The organism is Pontibacter sp. HSC-14F20, from assembly GCF_019599265.1.
GTDB lineage: Bacteria > Bacteroidota > Bacteroidia > Cytophagales > Hymenobacteraceae > Pontibacter.
On the sequence record NZ_JAHZTC010000002.1, the window covers coordinates 228100 to 254333 of the forward strand.

Here is a 26234-nt window from a genome sequence, read left to right on the forward strand (position 1 = left end):
TTGACTGGGATAGTTAATTTTCAATACATTTCCTGTTGTACCCTGAATGTATTTAACGAAGCTAATATAGTTCTTTCTTTATAATAGCCACGTTCAAACATTAAACAAAAAAACAGGAGCGCCTATACCCAGACGCTCCTGTTTCATTTCCACTCAATTCAATCAACTACACCCCAAACTATTCCCACAGTTTAGGCATTTGTAGCAGGTGCCGGAGCGGATGGTGATGTGGCCGCAGACGTTGCAGATGGGGGCGTCGCCCATCATGCTGGCCAGCACTTGCTGAGTCTGCTCCATCAGCACGGTGCGGCTTTGGGTCATCAGAGTATAGCCATTGGTTTTCACATCGGTGGCCGGCTCGGGCTGGGCCGCTGGCGTGGCAACGGCAGGTATAGCCGGGGCGACTGGCGTGGCCGGTTCCAAGTTCTTCTCACTCGGCACATGCACGAGGTCTTCGCGCTTCAGGTACTCGTAGCCGAGGAGGCGGAAGAGGTAGTCGAAGACCGAGGTGGCGGACTTGATGTTGGGATGCTCCACGCGGCCCGCCGGCTCGAAGCGGGTGAAGGTGAAGCGGTTCACGAACTCTTCCAGCGGCACACCATACTGCAGCCCCAGCGACACCGCAATAGCGAAACAATTGAGGATGGAGCGGAACGAAGCGCCTTCCTTGTACATGTCGATGAACACTTCGCCGAGCTCACCGTTCGGATACTCGCCCGTGCGGATGTACACGGTATGGCCGTCAATCTTGGCTTTCTGGGTGAAACCGGTGCGCTTGTCCGGCAGCTTGCGGCGCTCCACCATGTGGGCGAGTTGCTTGCGGAACGGCTCGTTGGCGGCGTCTTCTAGAATGGCTTTGGCCGCCTGCAACACTTGTTCGGCACTAATGCTGTTGTCGGTCTGCGGTAATTCCGTGTCTGGTGCTTTGTCGGTTTCAGCTTTTTGGCTACTCGACGAGAGCGGTTGCGAAAGCTTGCTGCCGTCACGGTAAATCGAACAAGCTTTCAGGCCCAGTTCCCAGGACAGGTGGTAGCAACGGGCCACTTCTTCGCGGGTGGTTTCGTTGGGCAGGTTGATGGTCTTGGAGATAGCCCCGGAAATGAACGGCTGCACGGCGGCCATCATCTGGATGTGTCCTTCGGGCTTGATGAAACGCTTGCCCTTGTGCCCGCAGCGGTTGGCGCAGTCAAACACCGGGTAGTGTTCTTCGCGCAGGTATGGGGCGCCTTCAGTAGTCATGGTGCCGCAGATATAGTCACTGGCTTCTTCTATCTGTTGGTAGGTATAGCCCAGCGCGCGCAACAGGTTGAAGTCAGGCAGGTTGTAGAGTTCGGGCACAAAACCAAGCCGCTGCAGACAAGCTTCTCCCAGATTGTACACACTGAACAGCGAGGCCACATCATAGGCTGTCAACAGGCCCGCTTCCAGCTGCTGGATTTCCTCTGGCGTGAAGCCTGCAGCAGCTAGTGACGTCTCGTTGATGTGAGGAGCGCCCTTGAACGTGGCGTGGCCTTTGGCGTAGTTCACGATGGCCTGCATTTCGGCTTCGGTATAGCCCAGTTTGCGCAGCGCGGCAGGTATAGACTGGTTGATGATCTTGAAATAACCGCCACCGGCCAGCTTCTTATACTTCACCAGCGCAAAGTCCGGCTCTACGCCCGTCGTGTCGCAGTCCATCAGCAAACCGATAGTACCCGTCGGGGCGATAACCGTGGCCTGTGCGTTGCGGTAGCCGTGTTTCTGGCCCAGTTCCAAGGCTTCGTCCCACGCAGCGCAGGCGGCTTGGTGCAGGTAGTCGGGGCAAAGGGCAGGGTCGAGCGGCTGCGCAGGTATAGCCAAACCTTCGTAGGCTTCAGGCTGGTTGTGCGCAGCCGCACGATGGTTGCGGATGACGCGCAGCATGGCATCTGCGTTAGGCTTATACTTCGGAAAAGCCCCCAGTTCAGCGGCCATCTCGGCAGAAGTCGCATAGGAGGTACCCGTCATAATTGCGGTCAGCGCGGCGGCTACGGTGCGGGCTTCGTCGCTGTCGTAAGCCAGTCCCTGCACCATCAGCAAAGCGCCGAGGTTGGCATAGCCGAGCCCGATGGTACGGTAATCGTAGGAGCGTTGCGCCACTTCTTCGGAGGGGAACTGGGCCATCAGCACCGAAATTTCCAGCACCATCGTCCAGAGGCGGCAGGCGTGGCGGTAAGCGGCCACATCGAATGTCTGCGTGGAAGCATCAAAAAAGCGAATCAGGTTGAGCGAGGCGAGGTTGCAGGCTGTGTTGTCGAGGAACATGTATTCCGAGCAGGGATTCGAGGCGCGGATAGGTCCTTCATCGGGACAGGTATGCCATTCGTTAATAGTCGTGTCGAACTGCAGTCCCGGGTCGGCGCAGGACCAGGCCGCGTCGGCTATCTGGTCCCACAACTCGCTGGCAGGTATAGATTGCATCACCTTACCCGTAGAGCGGGCATGCAGGTGCCACGGTTCGTCGTTTTGTAAGGCCTTAAAGAAGGAGTTCGGTACACGCACCGAGTTGTTCGAGTTCTGGCCCGACACGGTGTGGTAGGCTTCCCCGTTATAGTCCGAAGGGTAACCCGCCGCAATCAGGGCCGCCACTTTTTTCTCTTCTTCTTTTTTCCAGTTAGTGAATTCCACAATCTCGGGATGATCGAGGTCGAGGCACACCATTTTGGCCGCCCTTCTCGTCGTACCACCCGACTTAATCGCTCCTGCCGCACGGTCGCCAATTTTCAGGAAGGACATCAGGCCAGAAGAGCTGCCACCGCCGCCAAGCGCTTCGTCTTTGCCCCGGATGCTGGAGAAATTGGTGCCCACGCCGGAACCATACTTAAAGATGCGCGCTTCCTGCACCCACAGGTCCATGATACCGCCTTTGTTCACCAGGTCATCATCCACCGCCAGTATAAAACAGGCATGCGGCTGCGGACGTTCGTAGGCCGAAGTCGATTCTTTCAGCTTCCCGGTTTTGGGGTCTACATAATAATGTCCCTGTGCTTTACCGGTTAATTTATAAGAGGAGTGGAGGCCCGTATTGAACCACTGCGGTGAGTTAGGCGCGGCATACTGCCCGAGGAGCATGTACACTAGTTCGTCGTAAAAAGCCTGCGCGTCTTCCTGTGTCTTAAAATAGCCATTCCCTTCGCCCCAGCTTCTCCAGCAGTCGGCCAGACGATGCACCACCTGCTTCACCGATTTTTCTGCTCCCGTGCTGCCATCTGGCTGCGGAACACCCGCTTTGCGCAGGTACTTCTGGGCAAGTATATCAGTTGCAATTTGCGACCAGTTCGCGGGCACCTCCACGTCTTTTATCTCAGCTACGATGCCGCCGGAAGGGTCGCGGATAGTAGAGGACCTTTTTTCATAGTCATACAAGGTATAGGGGCTCTCACCCTGCCGAGTAAAAAAGCGATGGACCGGTAGGCCATCGCTTTTTGCTTGCTCTTTTTTCATAAAATAGTTGTTGGGTTAAAGGTATGATTCTCAGTTGCTTAACTTTCGTCAGAAGCTGCTGTAAATGGTTTGATAAATATATCAGAAAAATATTTAAGAAAAAAAGACCTTTTTATCTTTTATTTTGTTCTGCCTGTATATACCTTTACATCGGCAATCATTTATAACAGAACAATTCAACAAAAAAACACCATGGAAACCATAGACAAATTAGACGTAACTGTACTGGAACCACGCATGAAACACCCGACCATTTTCCAGTGGTTTGATAAACTGAATGGCGGCGAAGCTTTTGTGATTCACAACGACCACGACCCGAAGCCACTGTACTACCAGTTGCTAGGTGAGCGCGGTAATATCTTTAAGTGGGAGTACCTGCTGCAGGGACCGGAAATATGGGAAGTGAAAATCTCGAAACTGACTCCTGAAGAAGGAGAGACAGTAGGCGAACTCGTAGCCAAAGACTACCGCAAGGCGCAGGTGTTCAAGAAATATGGCATCGACTTCTGCTGCAACGGCAAAAAATCACTGAAGCAGGCTTGCGAAGAAAAAGGTATCAGCCAGGAGCAACTGGAGTACGAACTCAACGCCATGCCAGAGAAAACTGCCGAGACCTCGCGCGGTAACGAATACGACAAGTGGGAGCTGGGCTTCCTGGGCGACTACATCGTAAACATGCACCATAGCTATGTGCGCGAGGCTATACCTGCGCTGTACGAATATACTACCAAAGTAGCCCGTGTACACGGTACCCGTCACCCCGAGGTGATCGAAGTAGCCAAGCACTTTGTGAACGTAGCCAACGAGCTGGAATCTCACATGCCGAAAGAAGAGCGCGTGTTGTTCCCGTTCATCAAGCAGATGGAAGAAGCGAAGAAGAATGGCGTGAAGCTGGACCGTCCGGCCTTCGGCAGCATCCAGAACCCGATCAACATGATGGAGATGGAGCACGAATCAGCCGGTGGCGAAATGGAAGCTATCCGCAAGTTGACAGATGACTTTACCCTGCCAGCCGACGCCTGCGCCACGTATAGAGTAATGTTCTCAAAACTAGAGGAATTCGAGAACGACCTGCACCGCCACATCCACCTGGAGAACAACGTGCTGTTCCCGAAAGCGCTGGAACTGGAGAAAGAAGTGTTGAAGTAACAAGGATATCAGGGCAGGCTGTGGAAGGAACCGTGGTCTGCCCCATTACCCCTACGGGCAAAGCCCACCACAACTATGACAACTGCAACCAAACCACTGAAACGAGACAAAAGCCTGGTGCCGCTCTCCCGCGAACACCACTTCGGACTGCTGTTCTGCTGGAAACTGAAGCAAGGTATGGCCAACGGCACTTCTTTTGAGCTGATGCGCCAGTACACCGATTATTTCTGGAAAAACATTCTGAAAGCACACTGCCAGGAGGAGGAAGTGATCGTGAAAAGACTTTTGCCCAAAGATGATGTGAACTCTATCAGAATACATGAAGAGCATCAGCTAATCGAAGCCATCATCGGCCTGATCAATAAGCAAAAGAATCTGAATACCTCTCTTATTGTAACGCTGCAACAGGACCTGACCGACCACATCCGTTGGGAAGAACGCGAGCTGTTCCCCTACCTGCAGACGGTGGCCGATCCGGAGGAACTGGCTGATGTGGGCCGGTTGCTGGAGCATGACCTGCAGGAGCCGTTGGACGAGTTTTTGCCTGCTTTCTGGGAAAATAAAAAGGTAAGTTAATCATGGAACTGTCTGCTACCACCCGAATCTCAACTATACTGCGGGAGAACCCTGCGGCTATAGAGGCCATCGTGTCGATCAACAAGCACTTTGAGAAGCTGCGGAACCCCGTGCTGCGCAAGGTGCTGGCTTCGCGGGTGACCATCGCCGATGCTGCCCGCATTGGCAAGTGCCGGGTGGAGGATTTCTATGAAAAGCTGGAACCGCTGGGCTTCAGCATCGCATCAAAACCAACTCACAGCAAAAGGGCTATACCTATGGAAAACGATGTTTTGGAAAGACCCGCTTTTATGGCGAATCTGAAGCAGGAAGATACCCTTGTGCTGGACGTTCGCGACACCATCGCCAAAGGCGACGACCCTTTTCTGCAGATCATGGACGCGGTAAACAAGCTAAATCCCGAACAGGTGCTTTGCATAGTCAATACCTTCGAGCCAATTCCGCTGATCGCTATCATCCGCCCCAAAGGCTTCGAGTACTATACCGAAACGCTGGGGCCTCACCTGGTGAAGACATACTTTAAGAAACAAAGCGCAGGGGAAGAGGTAAAAGTAAATCCAACCGTTATCGAGGAAAACTTCGATGAACTGTTGGCCAGGTATAGCGGCAAGCTGCAGCCAATGGACGTGCGCCAGATGGAGATGCCGCAACCGATGGTGTCTATACTTGGTGCCCTGGAAACGCTGCCGAAGGACAAGGCGCTGTATGTGCATCACCGCAAAGTTCCGCAGTTTCTGCTGCCGCAATTAACGGAGCGAGGATTTAAGGTAAGTATAAAAGAAGTTGGGCCGAACGAGGTGAATTTGCTGATATACAGGTAGGCCTTGTGGTGTATTAATGCTGTCAATTTAAATGACTTTTGTCATTTCGACCAGCGGGAGAAATCTGGATATTGTGAACAGGAATTAATGTTTTCAGATTTCTCATTGCATGCGAAATGACAATGAAAGAAGTGAAACAACTAACAACCAACAACCATACGCATGAGCGCCGCAACTGTTTCTAATTCACCCTCCAAATGGCTTGTGCTGCCGCACTACGCTTTCGCGGCGGTGTCGTTTGTGGTGCTGTGCCTGCTGCTGGTCTTTTCAACCGATGCTTTTGGCGGGCATTATTTCCACCCGAAACTGCTTACCCTCACGCACGTGGCGGCGCTGGGCTGGGCAACCATGATCATCTTCGGATCGGTTTATCAGCTGCTGCCAGTGGTGCTGGAGGTACGGCTATACAGTGAAAAGCTAGGAACCTGGGCCTTTGCTTTACTATCAACCGGTACTATCCTGCTCACCATTTCCTTTTGGAATTTCTGGGTAGGCACCATCATGCACATAGCGGCTTGTCTGCTGTTCATATCGTTCCTGCTCTTTGCCTGTAACGTTGTGCAAACTGCCCGGCAGGTGAAGAAATGGGGGATAGAGGCCGATTTTATGGTCACTTCGGTGGTATGGCTCGTAGCCACAGGGCTGGTGGGCGTGCTGATGGTTTTCAACTTTCAATATCCTTTTCTGCCACAGGACCATGTGCATTATCTGCAACTGCATGCGCACATAGGTATGGCGGGCTGGTTCCTGCTCCTGATCGTAGGCGTGGGCTCTAAACTGATCCCTATGTTCCTGCTGGCCCACCCTGAAGATACCCGCAGCCTGAACTGGAGCTATTACCTAATTAATGGCGGGCTGGTACTTTTTGCGTTGGATCACCTGTTTCTACACACCGGTTTCTATGCGCTCTATGCGCTTATGGTTGTAGCAGGTATAGCCTGCTTCCTTTACTTCCTCTACCAGGCTAAATGCCTTGGAAAACGGCCCGACCTGGATTTAGGTATGAAGCAGACATTTGTGGCCCTGACGCTGCTGATCCTGCCCATCGTGCTCGTGTTTGTAGTGACGCTGCAGCTTGGACTGCCGCAACGCCTGCTGTCGGCGCTATACCTGGTGTATGGGCTTTCCATCTTCTTCGGCTTCGTGTCGGCGCTGATACTCGGGCAGACCTTTAAAACGCTTCCCTTTATCGTCTGGATGCACAGTTACGAAGATTATGTGGGCCGTTTCAAAACACCTATGCCGAAGGACATGTATAGCGTAACATTGCTGCGCTGGCAGAATATCGCCTATATTGTCGGGCTGGTGGGTTTACTGGCTGGTGTGTTGCTGGCCGAGCAGACTATTATTTTGGTGGGGGCGGTGCTCTTGAGTATTGCGGCGGTGCTGTATGCCGGCAACGTGTTTAAAGTGCTGTTGCACAAGGTGAAAGATTTAAAACCATTCGGCTATGAAAAGGCAGCAAAAGGAGCAAATTAATGAAAACTCAAGACTCAGAACTCGGGACTCAGAACTCAATGAACTTATGAAAACGCAGGAACAGGAGCTCGTCAACGAAGCGTATGAAGCGCTCAAGTACATCATCGACCCGGAGATCGGCATAAACATTGTCGACCTCGGACTGGTATACAAAGTGACCCTGAAGGAAGAGGAGGAGAAGCTGCAGGTAGAATTGACGCTCACTACACCGGGCTGCCCGATGAGTGGTACGATCACGACAGCAGCCAGGCAAATGCTAGACAAGCGCTTCCCGAACCTGGATATAGAAGTAGAACTGGTATGGCTTCCGCCGTGGACGCCGGATATGATAAGTGAGGAAGGCATGCGACAATTAGGAAATACCTGATAGTTTTGCGTTCCGTTTTAAGATAAGGTTATGCTTTCGAAAACAACAGAATATGCCTTGCGATCCATCGTGTACATTGCGATGGCTGACCAGGAAAACAAGCGTGTAGGCATCAAAGAAATAGCGAACGAACTGGAGCTGCCCACCCATTTTATAGGCAAGATCCTGCAGGATATGGTGCGCAAAGGCGTCATTGCCTCTGTCAAAGGCCCCCATGGCGGTTTTTTCCTGCATCGTCCGGCTAATGAAATCAGCATACTGGAAGTAGTAAGCATAATAGACGGACTCGAGGCCTTTAAAAAGTGCGGAATGGGTATGAAACAATGCTCCGACAAGCACCCTTGTCCCCTGCACGACGAAATCAAGGTATACCGCAACCACCTGTTGCAGGTATTCCGCGAGAAAACGATACAGAGTCTGGTAGATGATGTGCAGACCGGAAAATATTTTATTAAAAATCAACCCGAAGAAGTGCTGAACGGCCAAGCCCGCGGCATCGCTTAAACAACCCTGAAACATACAATGACAGCGTCCCTGACACAGGGTGCCTTCTCTGAAAAATTCAGAGCCATGCACCCTTTTGCCCAAACCGAAGAGATTACCGCCCTGCAGGAGGTGGTAGAAGAGATCCGGGAATTGAAGCGCGAGAAGAACGCGGTGATCTTATCGCACTTCTACATGTCGCCTGAGTTGCAGGTGCACCACAACGACGGAGGTATAGCCGACTTTGTGGGTGACTCACTCGGTTTAAGCGTAGCCGCCAAGAGCGTGGAAGCCGACAACATCATTTTCTGTGGTGTGAAGTTTATGGCCGAAACCGCCAAAATCCTGAATCCGGCCAAGCAGGTTTTGTTGCCGAGTTTTGAGGCAGGCTGTTCGCTGGCGGAGAGTATAACAGGTGCCGATGTGCGCAAACTCAAAGCGCAGTACCCGGGCGTGCCGGTGGTGGCCTACATTAATACTTACGCCGAGACCAAAGCCGAAGCCGACATTTGCTGCACCTCCCGTAATGCAATGGACATTGCCCGTTCCTTTGATTCCGACCGCCTGATTTTCCTGCCAGACCTGTTCATGGGCCGCAACCTCCAGACCCGCATCAAAGCCGAGACCGGCAAGGAACTGATCCTGTGGGAAGGCAAGTGCGAGGTGCACGAACAGTTCACGCCGCAGCGCATCAACGGACTTAAACTGATGTACCCCGAGGCGCAGGTGCTCGTGCACTGGGAAGTGCCGGACGATACCGTAGCCGATGCCCTGACCGGTGCAGGTGGGGTAGTAGGTAGCACATCAGACATTCTTCATTTTGTGGGTGAAAGCAAGTCACGGCAGTTCATTCTGGGCTCGGAGTGCGACCTGGGTGCTACTTTGCGTGGTATGTATCCGGAGAAGGAATTCATCGTGCCTTGCATTAAGTGTCCGCACATGAAAAAGATTACGGTACAGCGTACGCTGCAGGCCTTGCGGGCCATCGGCACAGAGGCAGAGCGTATGTATACCGTGGATTTAGACCTGGACATTCGCCAGCGGGCTTTGCTGCCGATTGAGCGCATGTTGAAATTTACCTAATTGAAAATGAAAGCACCGGATTTTGACTTCGTGGTGTTAGGCAGTGGTGTTGCGGGGCTCACGTTTGCCCTGCAGGCCGCTGTCCATGGCCGCGTACTGGTGCTCTGCAAGGCTAACTTTTCCGAAACTAACACTGCCTACGCGCAGGGTGGTATAGCCGTCGTCCTCGACCCAACCGACACTTTCGAGCAGCATGTGCAGGACACATTGGAGGCCGGTGCCGGACTCTGTGACGAGGTAGCTGTGCGTTATGTGGTGCAAGAGGCGCCGGCTGCTATACGCTGGTTGCAAGGTATAGCCGTAGGTTTCGACAAAGCAGCATCAGGCGATATGGCCCTCGGGCTGGAAGGTGGCCACAGCCATCACCGCGTTGTGCATGTAAAAGACCATACGGGCCGCAGCGTGCAGCAAGCGCTGGGAAAAGCGGTGCGGCGTCACCCCAACATCTTCGTGCAGGAACATCAGATGGGTATAGAACTACTCACCGATACCAGCAGTACAGGTACGTTTTGCTATGGCGTACAGGTGCTGGATCTGCACACACAGGAGGTGCGGTCTATACCTGCACAAGCGGTGGTGCTGGCCACTGGCGGCTCCGGTCAGGTATACCAATATACCACCAACCCAGGTATAGCCACCGGCGACGGACTGGCCATGGCTGCCCGTGCGGGAGCCGATATCCAGCACATGGAGTTCTTCCAGTTTCACCCGACTGCTTTATATCAACCCAACGGCGAAGTTTTCCTGATCAGCGAGGCGCTGCGGGGAGCGGGAGCGGAGCTGGTTTTGCCGGACGGCAGCCGCTTCATGCACCTGTATCATCCGCTGGGTTCTTTGGCCCCCCGCGACATTGTTGCCCGCGCCGTACTCACCGAAATGCAGCGCCACCAAAGTCCCTGTCTATACCTGGATGTACGCCATTTACCTGCCGGCAAGGTTTCCGAAAACTTTCCTTCTATTTATCATAAGTGTACCACTATTGGTATTGATGTCGAAAAGGAGCTTATACCAATTGTACCGGCGGCGCATTACCAGTGTGGCGGCGTGAAAACAGATCTGAGTGGGCTGACCTCCATTGACCGGCTTTATGCGATAGGAGAAGTGGCCTGCACGGGTCTGCATGGAGCAAACCGGCTGGCCAGTAACTCGCTGCTGGAAGGCGTAGTATTTGCGCAGAGTGCCGCAGGGCATATAGCGCATTTGGTTCCTAAGAAATTGGAAGCTATACCTGTAAGCTTAGAAAAAAATGACGTGGGCGAGTTGTGGTATGGGATGCGGGAAGAGATAGCGCGAAATCGCAACAGACTGCAAAAGCTACTATGGGAACAGGCCGGCATTGTTCGATCAGCAATGGGTTTGCAGCGATGCCAGACCGAACTCGAAGATTTGCAGCGCAAGGGGAGAGGTATAGCCTACCTGACAGGTATACAACAGGAGGTACTGGAACTGCAGAACCTGATCACCGTAGCCGAACTCATAACCAAAGCCGCATTGGCCAGACAGGAGAGTGTGGGTGGTCATTTCGTCACGAATACTCGTCCTGACAAAAATCGCACTCCGTACAGAGCAGTTTTAAAAGATATTTCTGAAACAGGTATACAGGCACTTTTTTGAGAATAGGGCCGTACTGCTTATATTTAGGAAATTAAACACACTTGGAAGAGTACGAAAATTCATCTAATCAGCTTTTAGACAATGCGTCTCGACTGAAAGCCATTATCGAAACAGCAATCGATGGCATCATCACCATCGACCGCAGGGGCGTTGTAGAATCCGTTAACCCGGCGGCGGCGCATATTTTTGGCTATCAGCCCGAAGAGATAATAGGTAATAATGTGAGCATGCTCATGCCGGAGCCAGACCATAGTCTGCACGACAAATACCTCGACAACTACCACCGCACCGGGGTAGGGCAAATCATCGGCAAAGGGCGCGAAGTACTGGGCAAAAAGAAAGACGGCGTTGTGTTTCCGTTTCTGCTCAGCATCAGCGAAGTGAACTTGCACGACAAGCAGATCTTTACCGGTATCATACACGACATCACGGAACTCAAAAAAACAGAGGCCGCGTTGCGCGAAAGCGAAAGCCGCATCAATTCCATCATCCAGACTGCTGTAGACGGTATCATTACTATCGACACACGCGGTGTGATTGAAATGATCAACCCATCGGCCTGCAGGCTGTTTGGCTATGGTGAGTCGGAGGTAATTGGCCGCAAGATCAACCTGCTCATGCCAGAGCCGGATAAGAGTCTGCATGACAACTACATGCACCACTACCACGAGACGGGCGAGAAGCGCATTATAGGTATAGGCCGCGAGGTAACCGGGCTCAAAAAAGACGGTACCATCTTCCCGCTATACCTGAGCATCAGCGAAGTATACCTGGCCGACCGCAAGGTATACACCGGCTTCATACACGACATCACCCGACAGAAAGTAACCGAAGAGCGCCTGCGCCGCTATGCCGCCGAACTGGAGCGAAGCAACCGCGAGTTGCAGGATTTTGCCTACGTTTCGTCGCACGATTTGCAGGAGCCTCTGCGCAAGATTCAGGCCTTCGGTGACCGACTCAAAATGAAGGAGTACGAGAACCTGAGCGATCAGGGCAAGGACTATGTGGATCGCATGCTCAACGCAGCCAGCCGGATGCAGAACCTGATCAACGACTTGCTCACTTTTTCAAGAGTTACTTCCAAGTCCAAGCCTTTTGTGAAAACAGACCTGAACCAGATTGCGCGTGACGTGATCTCGGATCTGGAAATTGCCATAGAACGCTCACATGCCAAAGTGGAGGTAGAGCAGCTGCCGGTCATTCAGGCAGAACCTACGCAGTTGCGCCAGCTGCTGCAGAACCTGATCAGCAATGCCATCAAGTTCCGCAAAGATGAAGTGGATCCTGTGGTGAAGGTATACGCCAAAGAAGTGCAGGTAAAAGCGCATATGACCTCCACGCCGGGCGACGAACTGGTGGAGCTGCATGTAGAGGACAACGGCATTGGCTTTGAGGAGAAGTACCTGGACCGGATCTTCAATATCTTTCAACGACTGGAAGGGCAGAAGTATGAGGGCTCCGGTATAGGGCTGGCCATCTGCCGTAAAATTGCGATCCGGCACGGAGGAGACATCACAGCCAAAAGTAAGCCGGGCGAGGGTACGCATTTTATTGTTACTTTAGCAAAAACTCACCTGAAGGAATAAACGCCAATGAAATCGAATAGACCTATTGTGATACTGATAGCCGACGACGACGCCGAAGATCGTATGCTCATTAAAGAGGCGCTGGACGAAAACCGACTGAGCAATGCGATACAGTTTGTAGAAAACGGCGAAGAGCTGATGGACTACCTGCACAACCGCGGCAGGTTCACCGATAAGGAAAAATACCAGACACCGGGCCTTATTCTGCTTGATCTGAACATGCCGAAAAAAGACGGTCGCGAGGCGCTGAAGGAAATAAAAGCCGACGAACACCTGCGCGTGCTGCCCGTGGTGGTACTCACTACTTCCAAGGCCGAGGAGGATATTCTGCGTACCTACGATCTGGGCGTGAGCTCTTTCATCACCAAGCCGGTCACTTTCAGCTCGCTCGTGGACGTGATGCGCACCCTGAGCAAGTATTGGTTTGAAATTGTAGAGCTGCCCAAACCGTAGGTTTGAGTCGCGAGTTACGAGTCGCGAGTTTTTTAACTCAGAACTCGAGACTCAGAACTCAGAACTCTCAAACCCCCAAACTCCCAAACTCATAATATGCTTGACAGAATACGTGTTTTGCTGGTGGATGATGATGAGGATGATTTCATCATTACGCGGGATATTATGGATGATATACCCGGGCGCAACTACGTGCTCGAGTGGGCGCCTTCCTTTAGCAAGGCAATCGATATTATCAGGGAGCAGCGGCACCATGTATACCTGGTCGATTTCAGGCTGGGTGCGCATGATGGACTGGAGCTGATCACAAAGGCCGTGAATGAAGGAATAGCAGCACCCTTTATTCTGCTTACAGGGCAAAGCGACCGCGAAACCGACGAGAAAGCCATGCGGGCCGGCGCCCAGGATTACCTTGTAAAGGGCACTTTCAACCCTTACGATCTGGAGCGTTCGATCAGGTATAGTATTGAACACGCCAAGAGCCTGGCCGAAATTCAGAAGCTGAACACCGAGTTGGAACAGCGTGTTGAGGAGCGCACACAGGAACTGGCCGCAGCTATACAAAACCTGGAGAAGGCGAACCGGACGCTAAAAAAGGCACAGACTGAAATATACAAGGCACTGCAAAAGGAGAAGGAGCTGCACGAACTCAAGTCGCGCTTCGTGACCATTGCCTCGCACGAGTTCCGCACACCGCTCAGCACGGTTCTTTCCTCCGCATCGCTCATTACAAAGTATAAAACTGCCGAAGACGATGAAAAACGCCTGAAGCACGTGGGGCGGATCAAGTCGGCGGTGCATAACCTGACCAATATCCTCAACGACTTCCTGTCGATCAGCAGGATGGAGGAGGGGAAGATCAACAACGTGCCAAGTACCTTTGATCTGCAGGGCTTCTCGGCAGAAGTGGTCGACGAAATGCAGGGCTTCCTGAAAGAGGGGCAGCGCATTGATTACCGGCACGAAGGTACGCAGCAGACGGTATACCTGGATAAGCAGCTCATGCGCAATGTCATGATCAACCTGCTCTCCAATGGCAGCAAATACTCAGGAGAGGATAGTACGATCTGGTTTACGACATCCATCCAGGAAGGGATTATTACCCTGGAAGTGCGCGACGAAGGCATCGGTATACCTGACGAAGACAAAACGCACTTGTTTACGCCTTTCTTCAGAGCGCAGAACGTCACCAACATACAGGGAACGGGTCTGGGGCTCAACATCGTTAAAAAATATGTAGAAATAATGGGTGGCGAGCTGCGCTATGAAAGCCAACTGGGCCACGGCACCACCTTCACCATCATGTTGCCATATACCGCACAGATATGAAAAAGATATTACTGATTGAAGATAATCAGGAGATACGGGAGAACACAGCCGAGATCCTGTCGCTGGCCAACTACCAGGTACTCGAAGCTCCCAATGGCAAACTGGGTGTTGACCTGGCCAAAAAAGAACACCCGGACCTGATCATCTGCGATATCATGATGCCCCAGCTCGACGGTTATGGCGTGCTGCACATGCTCAGCAAATTCCCTGAAACGGCCAGTATTCCCTTTGTCTTTCTGACGGCCAAATCAGAGAAAGAAGACTTCCGCAAAGGCATGAACCTGGGAGCGGATGATTACCTGACAAAACCCTTCGATGATGTGGAGTTGCTGGACGTGGTGGAGATGCGCCTGAAGAAAAATGAGATCTTGAAGGCTGAGTTTCAGCGTAACGTGCAGGGCCTCGACAATTTTATACAGGAAGCAAAAGGGTATGAAGAGCTCAACAAACTGATTTCTGAAAACCGCCGTGTGACGGTGTTCCGCAAAAAGCAGCATCTGTTCTCGGAAGGCAATTATCCAAGTAACCTGTACTTCCTGAACAAGGGCAAGATCAAGACCTACAAATCGAACGAGGAAGGCCGGGAGTACATCACCTGCCTCTACAAAGACGGTGATTTTATCGGCTACCTCGATTTGCTGGAAGAGAAAGCTTACCGCGAGTCGGCGATGGCGCTCGAGGATTCCGAGGTATACATTATTCCGCGCGAGGATTTCTATACCTTGCTCTACCAGAACCGCGACGTAGCGGGCAAATTCATCAAGATCCTGTCAGACAACCTGGCCGATCGGGAAGAGCGTTTGCTGAAACTGGCCTACAACTCGGTGCGCAAGCGTGTAGCAGAGGCATTGCTGTTCGTAGAAAGGCAATACAAAGAAGACCCGAACTACAAGTCAGAAGTATCGATCACGCGCGAGGATCTGGCCAGTATTGTGGGCGCTTCCAAAGAGACGGTGATCCGTACCCTGGCTGATTTTAAAGACGAGCACCTGATCGACACCCGCGGCAGCAAGATCACCATTCTGAATGCACAGAAACTGGAGCGGATGCGGAATTAAGAGAAACATTGACATTTCTCCTGCCTGAAAGTGACGAAAGTCATACTTTCCGAACCCAGGTTTTAAGAAATTTGCATTGTATCTGAGAGAAAGACATGCAAAACCAGTTTAAAGCCCTTACATTATCTTACAAGCAAGCACCTATCGCCGTACGTGAAGCCGTATCGCTCAACGAAATCGGCTGTCGTAATCTGCTCGATAAGATACGCGAGTTTACCAATGCGCAGGATGTGATGGTGCTTTCTACCTGTAACCGTACGGAGGTCTACTACGCCGCTGCACAAGACCTTTCCCGCGAAATCATCAAACTGATCGCAATTGAGAAGGGCTTTATCGCAACAAAAGAGATTTCAACTTATTTCCAGCACATCACCGATCACCAGCAGGCGGTACAGCACTTATTTTATGTGTCGCTGGGGCTGGAGTCGCAGGTGGTGGGCGATATGCAGATACTGAATCAGGTGAAAAAAGCCTACCAGTGGACAGCCGATGCTGATATGGCCGGTCCTTTTCTGCACAGGCTGATGCATACCATCTTCTATACCAATAAGCAGGTATTCAACCAGACCGCCTTTTTTGATGGTGCTGCTTCGGTATCGTACGCTACGGTAGAGTTGGTAGAGGAGCTTACCAGAGGGATGGTTGATCCGCGTGTACTCATGATCGGGGTAGGGGAGATCGGCGCCAATGTGTGCGACAACTTCGGAAAGTCGAAGATCAGTAACGTGGCCATCGCCAACCGTACGCATCACAAAGCTTTGGAACTGGCGCAGAAAACCAATGCCCGTGCTATTTACTGGGAGAATGTTTGGGAAGAAATGGCGAATGCGGATGTGGTGATCTCGTCTGTGCCAGGCGACTGCTTTTTTATAGGACAGACTGATGTGGCGAAGTTAGGTGAAAATGCTCCCCAGTTCTTTGTAGACCTTTCCATGCCGCGCAGCATCGATGCCGCGATCGAAGCCCTGCCAAACACCAGGGTATACAACGTAGACAATATTCGTAACCGAGCCACCGAGGCGCTGGCCATCCGCATAGCTGCCATTCCTCAGGTTAAGGAAATTATAACAGAAGCGCTGGCGGAGTTCAGCACCTGGACCCGCGAAATGGCCATGTCGCCGGCCCTGCAGCAGTTCAAAAATCGTCTGGAGGAAATTCGTCAGCAGGAGTTAGCCCGCTATACCAAGAAACTGGGCGATGACCAAAAAGAGCTTGTGGAAGCCATCACCAAAAACATCCTCAACAAGATCGTAAAACTGCCTGCCCTGGAGCTGAAAGCAGCCTGCCAGCGTGGTGGGTCGGAGGCCCTGCTGGAAGGATTGAGCGCACTGTTTAACCTCGAAAAACAGGAAGCCTAGGCTATACCTGTCGGTACTTATTGCTAGTTTATGGGAATTGAAAAGATCTTCAGAATATCCGGCACCCTGTAGCGCGATTCCCGCTGATCCTGCAATATTTTTTGTCCATACCTGAAATTGGCTTTAGCATCCATGGCGGGCATATCCCTAATCGATTTGTAAACGAAAGGAGGAGGTATAACGGGTAGTTGATCTTTAGGATCTTCAGGAAGTTTGGTGCGCAAAACGGCTTGTCTCAGATCATACTCTGTTGCCCAGGGCATCACATCCACAGTAGGCAACTTATTCTCTTTTCTTTCGAGCACAATTTTTAGCGTCAGCTGGCCTTCAGTGGTCTCCAAAGGAACAGCCAGGTATAGCTTTTCATAACCGAGGGCACCAAAAACTACCGTATCGCCTGCCACAACTGGCATTGAGAAATAACCGCTTTTGCGGGTATACGTCCCTCTTTTGGTGCCCGGTACATACACGGCCACGCCTTCCAGAGCTGTGACGCTATCGCTTGCATATACCATACCTGAGAACTGAATCACCTGTTTGTCTATAGGCAGACTGTGCTGCCCCAGTGTTGCAGTGCTAGCCAGAAGTAACAACAAAAAAGTAGCAGCGGAGACAACCAGGTTTCTTTTCATAGTGCGCAGGTATAGCCAGAACCGTTACTGCCTCACCGTGACATAAGCCGCCAACCGGCCACCTAGACCTTTTTCCCAGTCGCCCAGGCTGGCTTTCCGGGAGTAGAAGCTGCCACCGAACGCAGCCCCGTAAATAAAGATGTATTTCTCGTGCTTGCTGTAATCGGGCAGATACTCTATACCTAAAAAGAAATCCTCGTCCACCACCAGGCCATACTGCTCAAGCGGAACCGTGACCCAGCCCTGCGTAAGCGGCAGCCGCCTGATGACGCTCTTCTCGACCAATCGCTCGCCCGGCATACCTGCTGTGTTCTTATACAGATTGATGCGGAAAGTAGCAGAATCGAGTTTGATGCTGCGCAGGTATACCGTGGCAGACAGAATTTCGGAAGTTTTATTGTTGAGCTTGATAAACTTGCCCAGTTCGGATATGTCCTCTGAGTGAACAGTTTCAGCAGAGCCATAGAGAAACGGATTGCGCGAAGTAGTACCGATTTTTTTTATTTTAGGCGCTTTGCTGCTGATGACGACTTCGTGCAATGCGGTGGTTTTTTCGGTGAGCTCGAAGCGGGTGTTACGGTTAGAAAGGATAGAAGAAACCGGTAGCGAAAGCTCGTTGTGCCCAATAGCAGAGAAAGTGAGCGTGTCCTGCCTGTTTTCTTCTTTCAGATTAATTTTGAAGCTGCCGTCCGGCCTGGTTGCCGTGCCGATGTTCTTCTTTTTGATGCCGATGTTGACGTAAGGTATAGCCTGCTGCTGTGCGGCGCTCTGAACGGTACCACTTATCTGAAAGCCTTGTCCAAAAGTGATGCTGGTTGTGAGCAGCAAGAAAAACGTGATAAACAGTCGGGTCAGTTTGTTTTCTGGCATCGTTTGAATCTCCTGGAGGTTTTAGCTAGTTAATCCCTTTTTAGGTATAGCTGTTATCTGGAAGATTCAATTTTTATAACAGAGGTTGCAAGCGCCAGGGAAAATTTCCCAACAATGGATTGGGAGGAGAATTTAGTGCTTCGTCATTTATACCTGATTAAGGTAGACACAGGCGATAGCTCAGGTATAAACGCATTAACTTGCGCAGGCACCCTGCCAGAAATTGTTTCGAATGGTCACTATATGTCTCATCATACAATATAGCTCCTCATAAAATGCCCACTCGATCAGATCTAAATGAGCAGAGGGTAGTTGCTTGTTCTTGTCTGATGTGGATTAATCGCCTGAGAGTAATAGTTGAATGGCAGTAAAACTATTCATTGGAAAATTAAGTGCTCACTTATTTAGGTCGGAGTTCTAGCAAATAAGCTAATGTAATTGTGATATTGGTATTTCTGGCGGAGACAACCTGTTGCCTTTTAGTCATAATGTTGTTCAGACTCTGTGTGATTCTTGCTTCTAACTGTAAGGTGCCGAGTGCAGAGGTGTGCTGCAGGCCTGCCCCTAAGGTGAGACCCACGAGCCAAGGCTTTTCAATCTCATTCTGGTAATAGCCATCATGCTCCTTGTCTGAGATAGCTGGTATGCTGTCACGGTTCGAAACAAGATAGCTGATAGCAGGACCAAAGTTGGCTAGATATTTAGTGTTTTTATGCCCCCATATAGCATGCGTCATAAAAGGTAGCTCGATGTAATGGAGTGACCGGGTATAGGTAGTCGCAGAGTCAATCTTATCTGACCAACCACGCTGTACCCAGTTTAGCTCCACCTGTATCCCCATCATTGGTTCATTCTCATTCACCCGTACTGCATGCTTGAGTAAAAGGCCAGCAGTATAGCCAGTTGCCCAACCCTGGTTTTCAGAAGGATCGAAGCTAAACGAGGAGAAACTTGAGCCACCCTTTAGCCCGACACCAGTGTAAGCGGTAGAAGGCTGCCGAACCTGGGCAGTGCAAAAGCCGATAAGTATAAAATTGAAGATAAGCGATAGTAAAAATAACCTCATGAAGTAATGGTTAACGTTTATTTAGAAACATATCCACCTAGCACTTCCAGTTCCTGGCCTTTCTCGGGTCTGCCAGCCAACAGAGGCATGGCTTGTGCGATGAGTTCTTTCACACCGGGCACCTGAAGGGAGATGTCGTGTTCTTCTTTGCTGTCCCATACCTCAGTGACCCAAACGGCATCAGAACCGGCGCTTTCCTGGCTTACCAGGTATAGCCGACAGCCTTTTGCCTTTGCAACCAGCCTAGAAGCTTCCAGGAGAATCCGGGCAAGTTGTGTGCCATTACCGGCTGTCGCCTCTAGTTTTCCGTGCAGACCGTATTTGCTCATAAGTCAGGTATAAAAGTGGAAAATATGTTACTGCTAAGCCTATGGAGTAGGAGATGTAGCCATTAAATATAGAAATTTTCTATGTATTTGTGATTCGATAACTTAGGAAGTGCCATCTATTATGTTTCTTTCAGCAGACATGTTCCAAATTATCCCTGCTCCTGCACGGCAATCCGGGAAAAACAGTTTATTTTAAAGCCAGTTACTATCAAGCCCAGCACGAAAAAAACACTTCTGCCCCTCATGTATAAACTGGTGCTATACCTGAGTTTAACCGGAAGCATAACCATAACTTCCTGTGCCGGTAACAGACAGGGAGCAGGCACACAAACCAACATGATCGAAAAGATACTTGCATCTGAGCCCGGGCGGTTCAAACATATACTCAACAATCCGGAGCAGTACCGGGTGCAGATTCTCTACACCCAGATCGACCGCGATGAGCAGAACCAGCCGCACTTCACTTCCTATACCTATCGTGTTAACCCGCAGGAGTATTTTTATCCGGCCAGTACCGTCAAGCTACCGGGCGCGGTGGTGGCGCTCGAAAAATTCAACGATCTAGGTATAGACGGGCTCGACAAGTACACGCCCCTGCAGGCCGACAGCGCCTATCAAGGGCAAAGCCCGGTGCGGGAGGACAGCACCTCGGCAGACGGACAGGCCACTATTGCGCACTATATCAAAAAGCTGTTCCTGGTGAGCGACAACGATGCTTATAACCGGTTGTATGAGTTTGTTGGTCAACAGCAGCTCAATCAGTCGCTACATGCGAAGGGTTTTAAAGATGTGCAGCTGGTGCATCGGCTCAGCATCTCTTTGAGCCCTGATGAAAACCGCCACACCAATCCGTTCAGGTTTTATAAAGACGGACAGGTAATTTATGAGCAGCCCCTGGTCAGTAACCAGACTCCTTTCACGCAGGCGAAATTTGATGAAATGCTGGGCAAAGGGCACATTGCAGGCGACAAGTTGGTGGACGGCCCGATGGACTTCACGGTTAAGAACTATATCTCCATAGAAACCCTGCAAGGTATCCTCAAGAGTGTGTTGTTTCCGGAGGCAATGCCAGCGGAGCAGCGCTTCCACCTGACAGATGATGACTATACCTTCCTTTACAAATACATGAGTATGATGCCACGGGAGAGCGATTTTCCGGCTTATGATCCGAAGAAATACCCGGATGGCTACGTGAAATTCCTGCTGTATGGCAACTCAAAAGCACGAATACCTGAAAATATCCGCATCTTCAACAAAATTGGCAATGCCTATGGCTTCCTGATCGACAACGCTTACATCGTGGACTTCGACAAACAGGTAGAATTCATGCTGACTGCCGTTATTCTGGTGAATGAAAACGGGATTTTCAACGATGGCAAGTACGAGTACGAAACAGTGGGCTATCCATTTATGCAGCACCTCGGCCGCGCCTTCTACGAGCACGAACTGAAACGCAAAAAGCAATACCTCCCCAACCTCGACAAATTCAAGCTGCAATACTGATGGGCTATACCTGATTCTCCGGTGTAAAAAGCAAGCCACAAGAGTTTTCGGTAAAAGCCCTGCCAGGTATAGCGATCATCCATTGTGGTAAATGTTGCTTCAGTAAAGTCATTCAGTTTACCGACCATTTCTAAACACAAAAAAGCAGCAGCCGATCCACCCCGATCAACTACTGCTTTTTCACTATCGGAAATTTAAGTCAGCCCTAAACTCCCAAATTCTTTAATTCCCAAACTCTACTGGTCCCACCACAGTGGCTCTGACAAGGCAGGCGAAGCAGGTGTGTTCGGGTTTTTGCTGGTCTCTCCCTGCGGATAAGCGATTCTGCGGATAAAGGTCGTCAGATCAGCGTTGGCAGGCAGGTCAAAATCGGCGTACTGGTAGTTGTAGCGTCGAGCATCGGTCCAGGCCTCCGCATTCAGGTACGTTACGACATACTTCTCCTTGAAGATCAGGTCCAGGGTGAGGTTGGCAGCGCCCACGCCTACAGCGGGGTTGTTCAGGTAGGCATCCCGCTCTGCGGCAGGCACACCTACTTTGTCCATGTGCGCGCGTATACCTGCCAGGTAAGCCGTATAAGCCCGCTGTTGGTCACCTGCTCTGAAAGCTGCTTCTGCTTCAACAAACTTCATCTCGGCATATGAGGCAATGGTAACAGGCGAAAGATCTCCGGTGAGGGGAGAGTTGCGGGAAATGTATACTTCGTCGCGTACCGTGTTGTTCCGCGGACCTACGTTGCCCACACCGTTGGGTGTGCCGATGTAAGGGTCAATGGATAGAGTAATGTCAGTACGGTCAGTGATGCGTGGCAGGCGCGGGTCCACCACACCATAGGTGGTGCCGTTAAGATGGTTGACAAATTGCTCCGATAACCAGCCACCCAGCACAAGGGATGCATTGCTGCGTGCAATGGCAGCCCATGGGTTTATGTCAGAGAACACCGCCATTTCTGCGTCATCTTCGTTGGACTGGTATGAATTTTCAACAGCACTCAGCACAGCCCCCGGATTGTAGGAAGGTTGTTTGCTCACCTTATTGAGTAAACGAGCCTTAAAGGCATTGGCCGTCCGGATCCACTTGGTTTTGTCACCCCCATGAATCAGGTCATCTTCTGCGCTTAATTCCACCCGCGAATCGGTTTTGTTCAGTTCTGCTATACCTTCATCGAGCAATCGCAGTGCCTCAGCATACAGATCTTGCGATGAGTCGAAGCCAGGGGTCAGCGTACTGTTGTCAAAGGCCTGCGAATAAGGACCATCGCCCCAGTGGTCTATAATCAGGTTGAGGTGGTAGGCCATCATGATGTTGGCAACACCTACATAATCAGAGGCGCCTTCATCCTGGCCCCGCTGTTTCATATCGTAAATGTCAGCCATGGCCAGGTAAATCGCGTCCCAGGAACCCGTCAGGTCTACTATCTGGTAGGTATCGGTGGCATTGCCTGTCACGGAGCTGGCCAGGTACTGCACATAAAAAGCAGTGGTAGCCGCCACACGCTGGCTGTTGAGGCCGGTTTTGTGGGTTGTGGTGGAGAGCATGGCATTGAGCGGCGGACTCGACACCAGGTTCGGGTTGTCGTGCAGGTCAAAGTAATCTTCGCAACTCTGGAGTCCAAGCGAAGCCCCTGTCAGGAGCAGCGCCATTGCATATCGATATAGCTTTTTCATGATCATTTTTGGGTTTAGAATCCGACATTGAGCGTAAACAGGTAACTTCTCACAGCCGGGTAAGTGAAGCCGGCAAAGCCGTCCACGTTACTGCCGCTTGGGGTGGCACTGTTTTCCGGGTCAAAACCCAAAAAGTCAGTCCATAGGATCAGGTTGTTACCGGTGAGACCCACCGAGCTGTTGCGGATGAAAGTGTTTTCAAACCAGCTGTTTGGCAAGGTATAGTTCAGTGTGAGCGAGCGCAGGCGCACCCAGGTAGCATCCTCTACAAAGTTCTCAGAAACGCCCCGATGGAATCGTCGGTAAAAGCCATCGCCGTAGTTCACGCCATCCGGACCCATGCCCTGACCCAGCCATACCTGTTTGGTATTGGGTGTGCCGTCGGCCAGCACGCCTTCAAACACCTTGGTCTCGTTGCGGTTTTCAGTATACTCGGCTATACCGAAGGCGGAGAAGAAGTTGTCCATCTGGTTGTAGCGTTCGTGTCCTACGCGGGCATCAAACAAGCTGGTTAAGCTCAGGTTCTTATAAGTAAAGGTATTGGTAAGGCCACCGATCCAGTCAGGCTGCGAGTTGCCCAGAATCTTTTGGCTGGTAAGTGGCGCGCGCACCGGAAAACCATCTGCACCGATCACGATCGGGCGGTCTTTGTCGATAAACAGTGGATCAGGCTCTTCTCCGGGACCGTAGTAGCGCTGCCAGTGCGATCCGTAAATGTTGCCGAAGGGCTGGCCAGGTATAAGTTTCATGGTAACGGTAGAACCTACATAGCCAAACTGCGAGGCATACGGAATCTCGGTGAGGCCCTCACGGATGCTCAGGATCTTGTTGCGGTTAGCGGAGTAGATCAGCTTGGCATCCCAGGTGAAGTTCTCTGTGCGGACAGGAGTTGCGTTCAGCACCAGTTCTACCCCTCTGTTGCGCATTTCGCCGGAGTTCACAGCCGCCCGCACAAAGCCAGTGGACGAAGCCACATCGATGTTGATGATCAGGTTCTTGCTGAGGGAGTGGTAGTAAGTGAAGTCAAAGCCCAGTCTGTTGTCCAGGAACGCCATCTCCAGGCCCGCTTCGAAGGTATTGGTAAATTCAGGTTCTAGGTCCTGGTTGCCGAGCAGGGCTGCTCTCGTAAAGCCTGTAAAGCCGGTTGGCAAACCTGTGTAAGGAGCAAAGCCGGAAGAGGTGGCATATTCGATGGCGTCTTTACCTATACCTGCATACGACAGGCGCAACTTACTTTGGTTGATGAAAGACGGCAACTGAAGGTGGTCGGAGAAGACATAACTCAAACTCGCCGATGGATAGAAGAAAGAGTTGTTTGGCTTGCGCAGGGTTGATGTAATATCTGTACGGCCAGTCAGGGTCAGGAACAGGAAATTGCGGTAGTCCACCGACGCCTCCCCGAACACACCCATCAGGCGGTAGTCAGACTGCGTTTGCGTGGAGCGGAGAAGCCGGGCGTTGCGCAGGTCAAAGTAATCGAACACGGTCAGGTTATCACCCTCCACGCCAAAGCCCTTCACTCTTCTGTCGTACAACTCATGGCCTAATCGGAAAGTAGCGTTAAAATCCTCACCGAACTTGGTGTTGGCAGTGGCCAGGAACGAAGAGTTGATAGTACGGAACTTGGTAGTATACTCGTATACAAAGCCCTGTTCGTTGTCTTCATATACCCGCTCGTCAGCAACTCCTCTGGGGCCGGGTGCTGTGCGGGTGCGGTCGTCGGTATAGTTGTCCAGGCCGATACGGTAGCTCAGGTCCAGCCAGCTAACAGGGCTATACCCCACATGAAAGCTCCCGATAAAACGGTTCACATCGTCTTCCATGCGGTTGGTGGCAGCGCCATACACAGGGTTGTCGTTGCCGTAGCTCTGCATGGTGCCATCCGGCTTGCGGTAGTCCTGCACATCCCAGCGCGGCGACCAGTAGCTCAGACTCTCATTGAAACGGTCGGCGTTGTAGCGGAAACCACCTGAGTTGATGTAGTTGAAGTTAGCGCCGGACCGTACCTTGTCGCTGATCTTGAAGTCGGTGTTGAGACGGGCAGAGAAGTTTTCGTAATCGGTAAAAGGTAGCACCCCCTCGTGTCGGAAATGCGAAATCGATGATAGAAACGTGATGGCTTCGGTGCCTCCCGAGAAGGAGAGGCTGTTGCGGTACTGGTGGCCCGACTCGTAAGCATCTTTAAAGTGATTGTGCAGTTTCTCCGGGTGGGTAGGGTCCAGGCGGCGGCCTTCCTCCACAGTTGGTCCCCAGGAAGGCCAGAAGCTGACAGGATCGTACACACCGGTATATCCTTGGGTATACGTGTCCTGTATTTCCGGAAACTTGTTCACTTCCTCTATACCTACGGTGCCGGTATAGTTAACGCGTAACTCTCCTTGCTGTCCGCTTTTAGTTGTGATCACGACTACACCGTTAGCGCCGCGCAGGCCGTACAGGGCAGTGGCAGCGCCACCCTTCAACACGTTAATGCTCTCTATATCATCGGGGTTCAGGTCAGTAAGGCGGTTGCTCATACCTCGCAGTTCGGAACTTTGCCCAAAGGTAGACGTGCTGTTGTCCATAATTACGCCATCGATCACGAACAGTGGCTCATTGCTTTTATTCACGTCAATAGAGTTAATGCCCCTGATCTGGATCTTGGTACCCTGACCCGGCGCACCCCCCGTACTCGAGATGGTGGCGCCCGCTACTTTGCCCTGCATCGCATTCAATACGTTCGGTTGCCGGTGCTCTGTTAGCTCCTTGGCCTGCACACCCTGCGCTGCGTAGCCCAGGGCTTTCTTTTCACGGGTAATGCCCAGGGCTGTTACCATTACTTCGCCGAGTTCCTGTGCATCGGTATTCAATGTCACATCAATTGTTGATTGGTTGCCCACGGTCACTTCTGTGGTTTGGTAACCCAGAAAGCGAAACACGAGTGTCGCGTTGTTGTCGGGCACCTGGATCTGATAGCTGCCTTCGGAGTCGGTAGCCACGCCGGTGGTGGTCCCTTTTACGGCTACACTAACGCCCGGCATACCCTGGCCTGTGTCAGAGGCGGTTACGCGTCCGCTGACTTGCCGCTGCTGTGCCCAGGCACCTGTGGCGCCAAGCACAAATAGCATCAATAAAATGAGTGTAAAGGTGTTCTTCATAATGATCACATTTAGTGCATCCTATAATTTATTTAAAGCGCAATGACATTCAGGTAGTCAGGATATCGGGCAGTTTAAGTCAGCACCAGCCCGTTTATGATAATCCGTCAGGTATAGTCTCTCGTGACATTTCTCTGGTGTTACCAGGGTTTGGGCTACAGTTAGTTAGCTAATTAAAATGGCTTGGTTTATTAATGTATGTTATATGAATA

Annotated in this window: 21 protein-coding genes; 14 read left to right on the top strand and 7 right to left on the bottom strand. The window is 51.5% G+C overall.

Going from position 1 to position 26234, the window contains the following annotated elements; translation table 11 throughout:
- Window positions 1-162: 162 nt before the first annotated feature.
- The gene (locus tag K3G39_RS03635) at window positions 163-3462 is read right to left on the bottom strand and encodes a vitamin B12-dependent ribonucleotide reductase (protein ID WP_220624812.1); all 3300 of its coding nucleotides are present in this window, start codon (window positions 3460-3462) and stop codon (window positions 163-165) included.
- A 192-nt stretch (window positions 3463-3654) separates the two neighbouring features.
- Between K3G39_RS03635 and ric the strand changes: the two genes are divergently transcribed.
- The 13 genes from ric to hemA all read left to right on the top strand — a co-directional run bounded on the left by ric (window position 3655) and on the right by hemA (window position 16818).
- Window positions 3655-4611 (top strand): iron-sulfur cluster repair di-iron protein, encoded by a 957-nt coding sequence (gene ric, locus K3G39_RS03640; RefSeq protein ID WP_220624813.1) that lies wholly within the window; start codon window positions 3655-3657, stop codon window positions 4609-4611.
- Between the two features lie 75 nt (window positions 4612-4686).
- Window positions 4687-5187, top strand: coding sequence for a hemerythrin domain-containing protein (locus K3G39_RS03645; RefSeq protein WP_220624814.1), 501 nt, complete (start codon window positions 4687-4689; stop codon window positions 5185-5187).
- A gap of 2 nt (window positions 5188-5189) precedes the next feature.
- Window positions 5190-6008: a DUF2249 domain-containing protein gene (locus K3G39_RS03650; protein WP_220624815.1), complete on the top strand. Its 819-nt coding sequence runs from the start codon at window positions 5190-5192 to the stop codon at window positions 6006-6008.
- 162 nt (window positions 6009-6170) lie between these two features.
- Window positions 6171-7487, top strand: a complete 1317-nt coding sequence (locus K3G39_RS03655) for a cytochrome C oxidase subunit I (RefSeq protein ID WP_220624816.1) — start codon at window positions 6171-6173, stop codon at window positions 7485-7487.
- Between the two features lie 46 nt (window positions 7488-7533).
- Window positions 7534-7854, top strand: coding sequence for a metal-sulfur cluster assembly factor (locus K3G39_RS03660; RefSeq protein WP_220624817.1), 321 nt, complete (start codon window positions 7534-7536; stop codon window positions 7852-7854).
- 30 nt (window positions 7855-7884) lie between these two features.
- On the top strand, window positions 7885-8358 hold the full coding sequence (locus K3G39_RS03665; RefSeq protein ID WP_220624818.1) for an Rrf2 family transcriptional regulator: 474 nt from the start codon (window positions 7885-7887) through the stop codon (window positions 8356-8358).
- An 18-nt stretch (window positions 8359-8376) separates the two neighbouring features.
- Window positions 8377-9420, top strand: a complete 1044-nt coding sequence (nadA, locus tag K3G39_RS03670; protein WP_220624819.1) for a quinolinate synthase NadA — start codon at window positions 8377-8379, stop codon at window positions 9418-9420.
- Between the two features lie 6 nt (window positions 9421-9426).
- Window positions 9427-11034, top strand: a complete 1608-nt coding sequence (gene nadB / locus K3G39_RS03675) for an L-aspartate oxidase (protein WP_220624820.1) — start codon at window positions 9427-9429, stop codon at window positions 11032-11034.
- A gap of 41 nt (window positions 11035-11075) precedes the next feature.
- Window positions 11076-12620, top strand: a complete 1545-nt coding sequence (locus K3G39_RS03680) for a PAS domain S-box protein (RefSeq protein WP_220624821.1) — start codon at window positions 11076-11078, stop codon at window positions 12618-12620.
- A gap of 6 nt (window positions 12621-12626) precedes the next feature.
- Window positions 12627-13073, top strand: coding sequence for a response regulator (locus K3G39_RS03685; protein WP_220624822.1), 447 nt, complete (start codon window positions 12627-12629; stop codon window positions 13071-13073).
- Window positions 13074-13169: 96 nt separating this feature from the next.
- Window positions 13170-14402: an ATP-binding protein gene (locus K3G39_RS03690; protein WP_220624823.1), complete on the top strand. Its 1233-nt coding sequence runs from the start codon at window positions 13170-13172 to the stop codon at window positions 14400-14402.
- A complete protein-coding gene (locus tag K3G39_RS03695) occupies window positions 14399-15460 on the top strand; it encodes a response regulator (RefSeq protein WP_220624824.1) in 1062 nt (353 codons plus the stop codon). The genes K3G39_RS03690 and K3G39_RS03695 overlap by 4 nt, the downstream gene beginning before the upstream one ends.
- A gap of 95 nt (window positions 15461-15555) precedes the next feature.
- Window positions 15556-16818: a glutamyl-tRNA reductase gene (gene hemA / locus K3G39_RS03700; protein ID WP_220624825.1), complete on the top strand. Its 1263-nt coding sequence runs from the start codon at window positions 15556-15558 to the stop codon at window positions 16816-16818.
- A 23-nt stretch (window positions 16819-16841) separates the two neighbouring features.
- On the opposite strand, the gene K3G39_RS03705 is transcribed toward hemA, so the two are convergent.
- From K3G39_RS03705 to K3G39_RS03720, 4 genes are all read right to left on the bottom strand, one after another.
- Window positions 16842-17450 (bottom strand): carboxypeptidase-like regulatory domain-containing protein, encoded by a 609-nt coding sequence (locus tag K3G39_RS03705; protein ID WP_220624826.1) that lies wholly within the window; start codon window positions 17448-17450, stop codon window positions 16842-16844.
- Between the two features lie 24 nt (window positions 17451-17474).
- Window positions 17475-18320 (bottom strand): carboxypeptidase-like regulatory domain-containing protein, encoded by an 846-nt coding sequence (locus tag K3G39_RS03710; protein WP_220624827.1) that lies wholly within the window; start codon window positions 18318-18320, stop codon window positions 17475-17477.
- Between the two features lie 400 nt (window positions 18321-18720).
- Window positions 18721-19386 carry a porin family protein gene (locus K3G39_RS03715; protein WP_220624828.1) on the bottom strand — a complete coding sequence of 222 codons (666 nt, stop codon included), beginning with the start codon at window positions 19384-19386 and terminating at the stop codon, window positions 18721-18723.
- 17 nt (window positions 19387-19403) lie between these two features.
- On the bottom strand, window positions 19404-19715 hold the full coding sequence (locus tag K3G39_RS03720; RefSeq protein ID WP_220624829.1) for a putative quinol monooxygenase: 312 nt from the start codon (window positions 19713-19715) through the stop codon (window positions 19404-19406).
- A gap of 243 nt (window positions 19716-19958) precedes the next feature.
- On the opposite strand from K3G39_RS03720, the gene K3G39_RS03725 reads away from it, so the two are divergent.
- A complete protein-coding gene (locus K3G39_RS03725) occupies window positions 19959-21218 on the top strand; it encodes a serine hydrolase (protein ID WP_220624830.1) in 1260 nt (419 codons plus the stop codon).
- A gap of 236 nt (window positions 21219-21454) precedes the next feature.
- Here the strand turns inward: K3G39_RS03725 and K3G39_RS03730 are convergent, their stop codons facing one another.
- Complete coding sequence (locus K3G39_RS03730) at window positions 21455-22885, bottom strand: SusD/RagB family nutrient-binding outer membrane lipoprotein (protein WP_220624831.1); 1431 nt, start codon at window positions 22883-22885, stop codon at window positions 21455-21457.
- A gap of 14 nt (window positions 22886-22899) precedes the next feature.
- Complete coding sequence (locus K3G39_RS03735) at window positions 22900-26022, bottom strand: SusC/RagA family TonB-linked outer membrane protein (protein WP_220624832.1); 3123 nt, start codon at window positions 26020-26022, stop codon at window positions 22900-22902.
- Between the last annotated feature and the right edge of the window lie 212 nt (window positions 26023-26234).

Coding starts and splice junctions, on each gene's coding strand:
- K3G39_RS03710 (WP_220624827.1), bottom strand. CDS start 18,320: ATGCCAGAAAACAAACTGACCCGACTGTTTATCACGTTTTTCTTGCTG.
- nadA (WP_220624819.1), top strand. CDS start 8,377: ATGACAGCGTCCCTGACACAGGGTGCCTTCTCTGAAAAATTCAGAGCC.
- K3G39_RS03705 (WP_220624826.1), bottom strand. CDS start 17,450: ATGAAAAGAAACCTGGTTGTCTCCGCTGCTACTTTTTTGTTGTTACTT.
- K3G39_RS03720 (WP_220624829.1), bottom strand. CDS start 19,715: ATGAGCAAATACGGTCTGCACGGAAAACTAGAGGCGACAGCCGGTAAT.
- hemA (WP_220624825.1), top strand. CDS start 15,556: ATGCAAAACCAGTTTAAAGCCCTTACATTATCTTACAAGCAAGCACCT.
- K3G39_RS03650 (WP_220624815.1), top strand. CDS start 5,190: ATGGAACTGTCTGCTACCACCCGAATCTCAACTATACTGCGGGAGAAC.
- K3G39_RS03730 (WP_220624831.1), bottom strand. CDS start 22,885: ATGAAAAAGCTATATCGATATGCAATGGCGCTGCTCCTGACAGGGGCT.
- K3G39_RS03735 (WP_220624832.1), bottom strand. CDS start 26,022: ATGAAGAACACCTTTACACTCATTTTATTGATGCTATTTGTGCTTGGC.
- nadB (WP_220624820.1), top strand. CDS start 9,427: ATGAAAGCACCGGATTTTGACTTCGTGGTGTTAGGCAGTGGTGTTGCG.
- ric (WP_220624813.1), top strand. CDS start 3,655: ATGGAAACCATAGACAAATTAGACGTAACTGTACTGGAACCACGCATG.
- K3G39_RS03660 (WP_220624817.1), top strand. CDS start 7,534: ATGAAAACGCAGGAACAGGAGCTCGTCAACGAAGCGTATGAAGCGCTC.
- K3G39_RS03690 (WP_220624823.1), top strand. CDS start 13,170: ATGCTTGACAGAATACGTGTTTTGCTGGTGGATGATGATGAGGATGAT.
- K3G39_RS03635 (WP_220624812.1), bottom strand. CDS start 3,462: ATGAAAAAAGAGCAAGCAAAAAGCGATGGCCTACCGGTCCATCGCTTT.
- K3G39_RS03645 (WP_220624814.1), top strand. CDS start 4,687: ATGACAACTGCAACCAAACCACTGAAACGAGACAAAAGCCTGGTGCCG.
- K3G39_RS03695 (WP_220624824.1), top strand. CDS start 14,399: ATGAAAAAGATATTACTGATTGAAGATAATCAGGAGATACGGGAGAAC.
- K3G39_RS03685 (WP_220624822.1), top strand. CDS start 12,627: ATGAAATCGAATAGACCTATTGTGATACTGATAGCCGACGACGACGCC.
- K3G39_RS03715 (WP_220624828.1), bottom strand. CDS start 19,386: ATGAGGTTATTTTTACTATCGCTTATCTTCAATTTTATACTTATCGGC.
- K3G39_RS03665 (WP_220624818.1), top strand. CDS start 7,885: ATGCTTTCGAAAACAACAGAATATGCCTTGCGATCCATCGTGTACATT.
- K3G39_RS03725 (WP_220624830.1), top strand. CDS start 19,959: ATGTATAAACTGGTGCTATACCTGAGTTTAACCGGAAGCATAACCATA.
- K3G39_RS03655 (WP_220624816.1), top strand. CDS start 6,171: ATGAGCGCCGCAACTGTTTCTAATTCACCCTCCAAATGGCTTGTGCTG.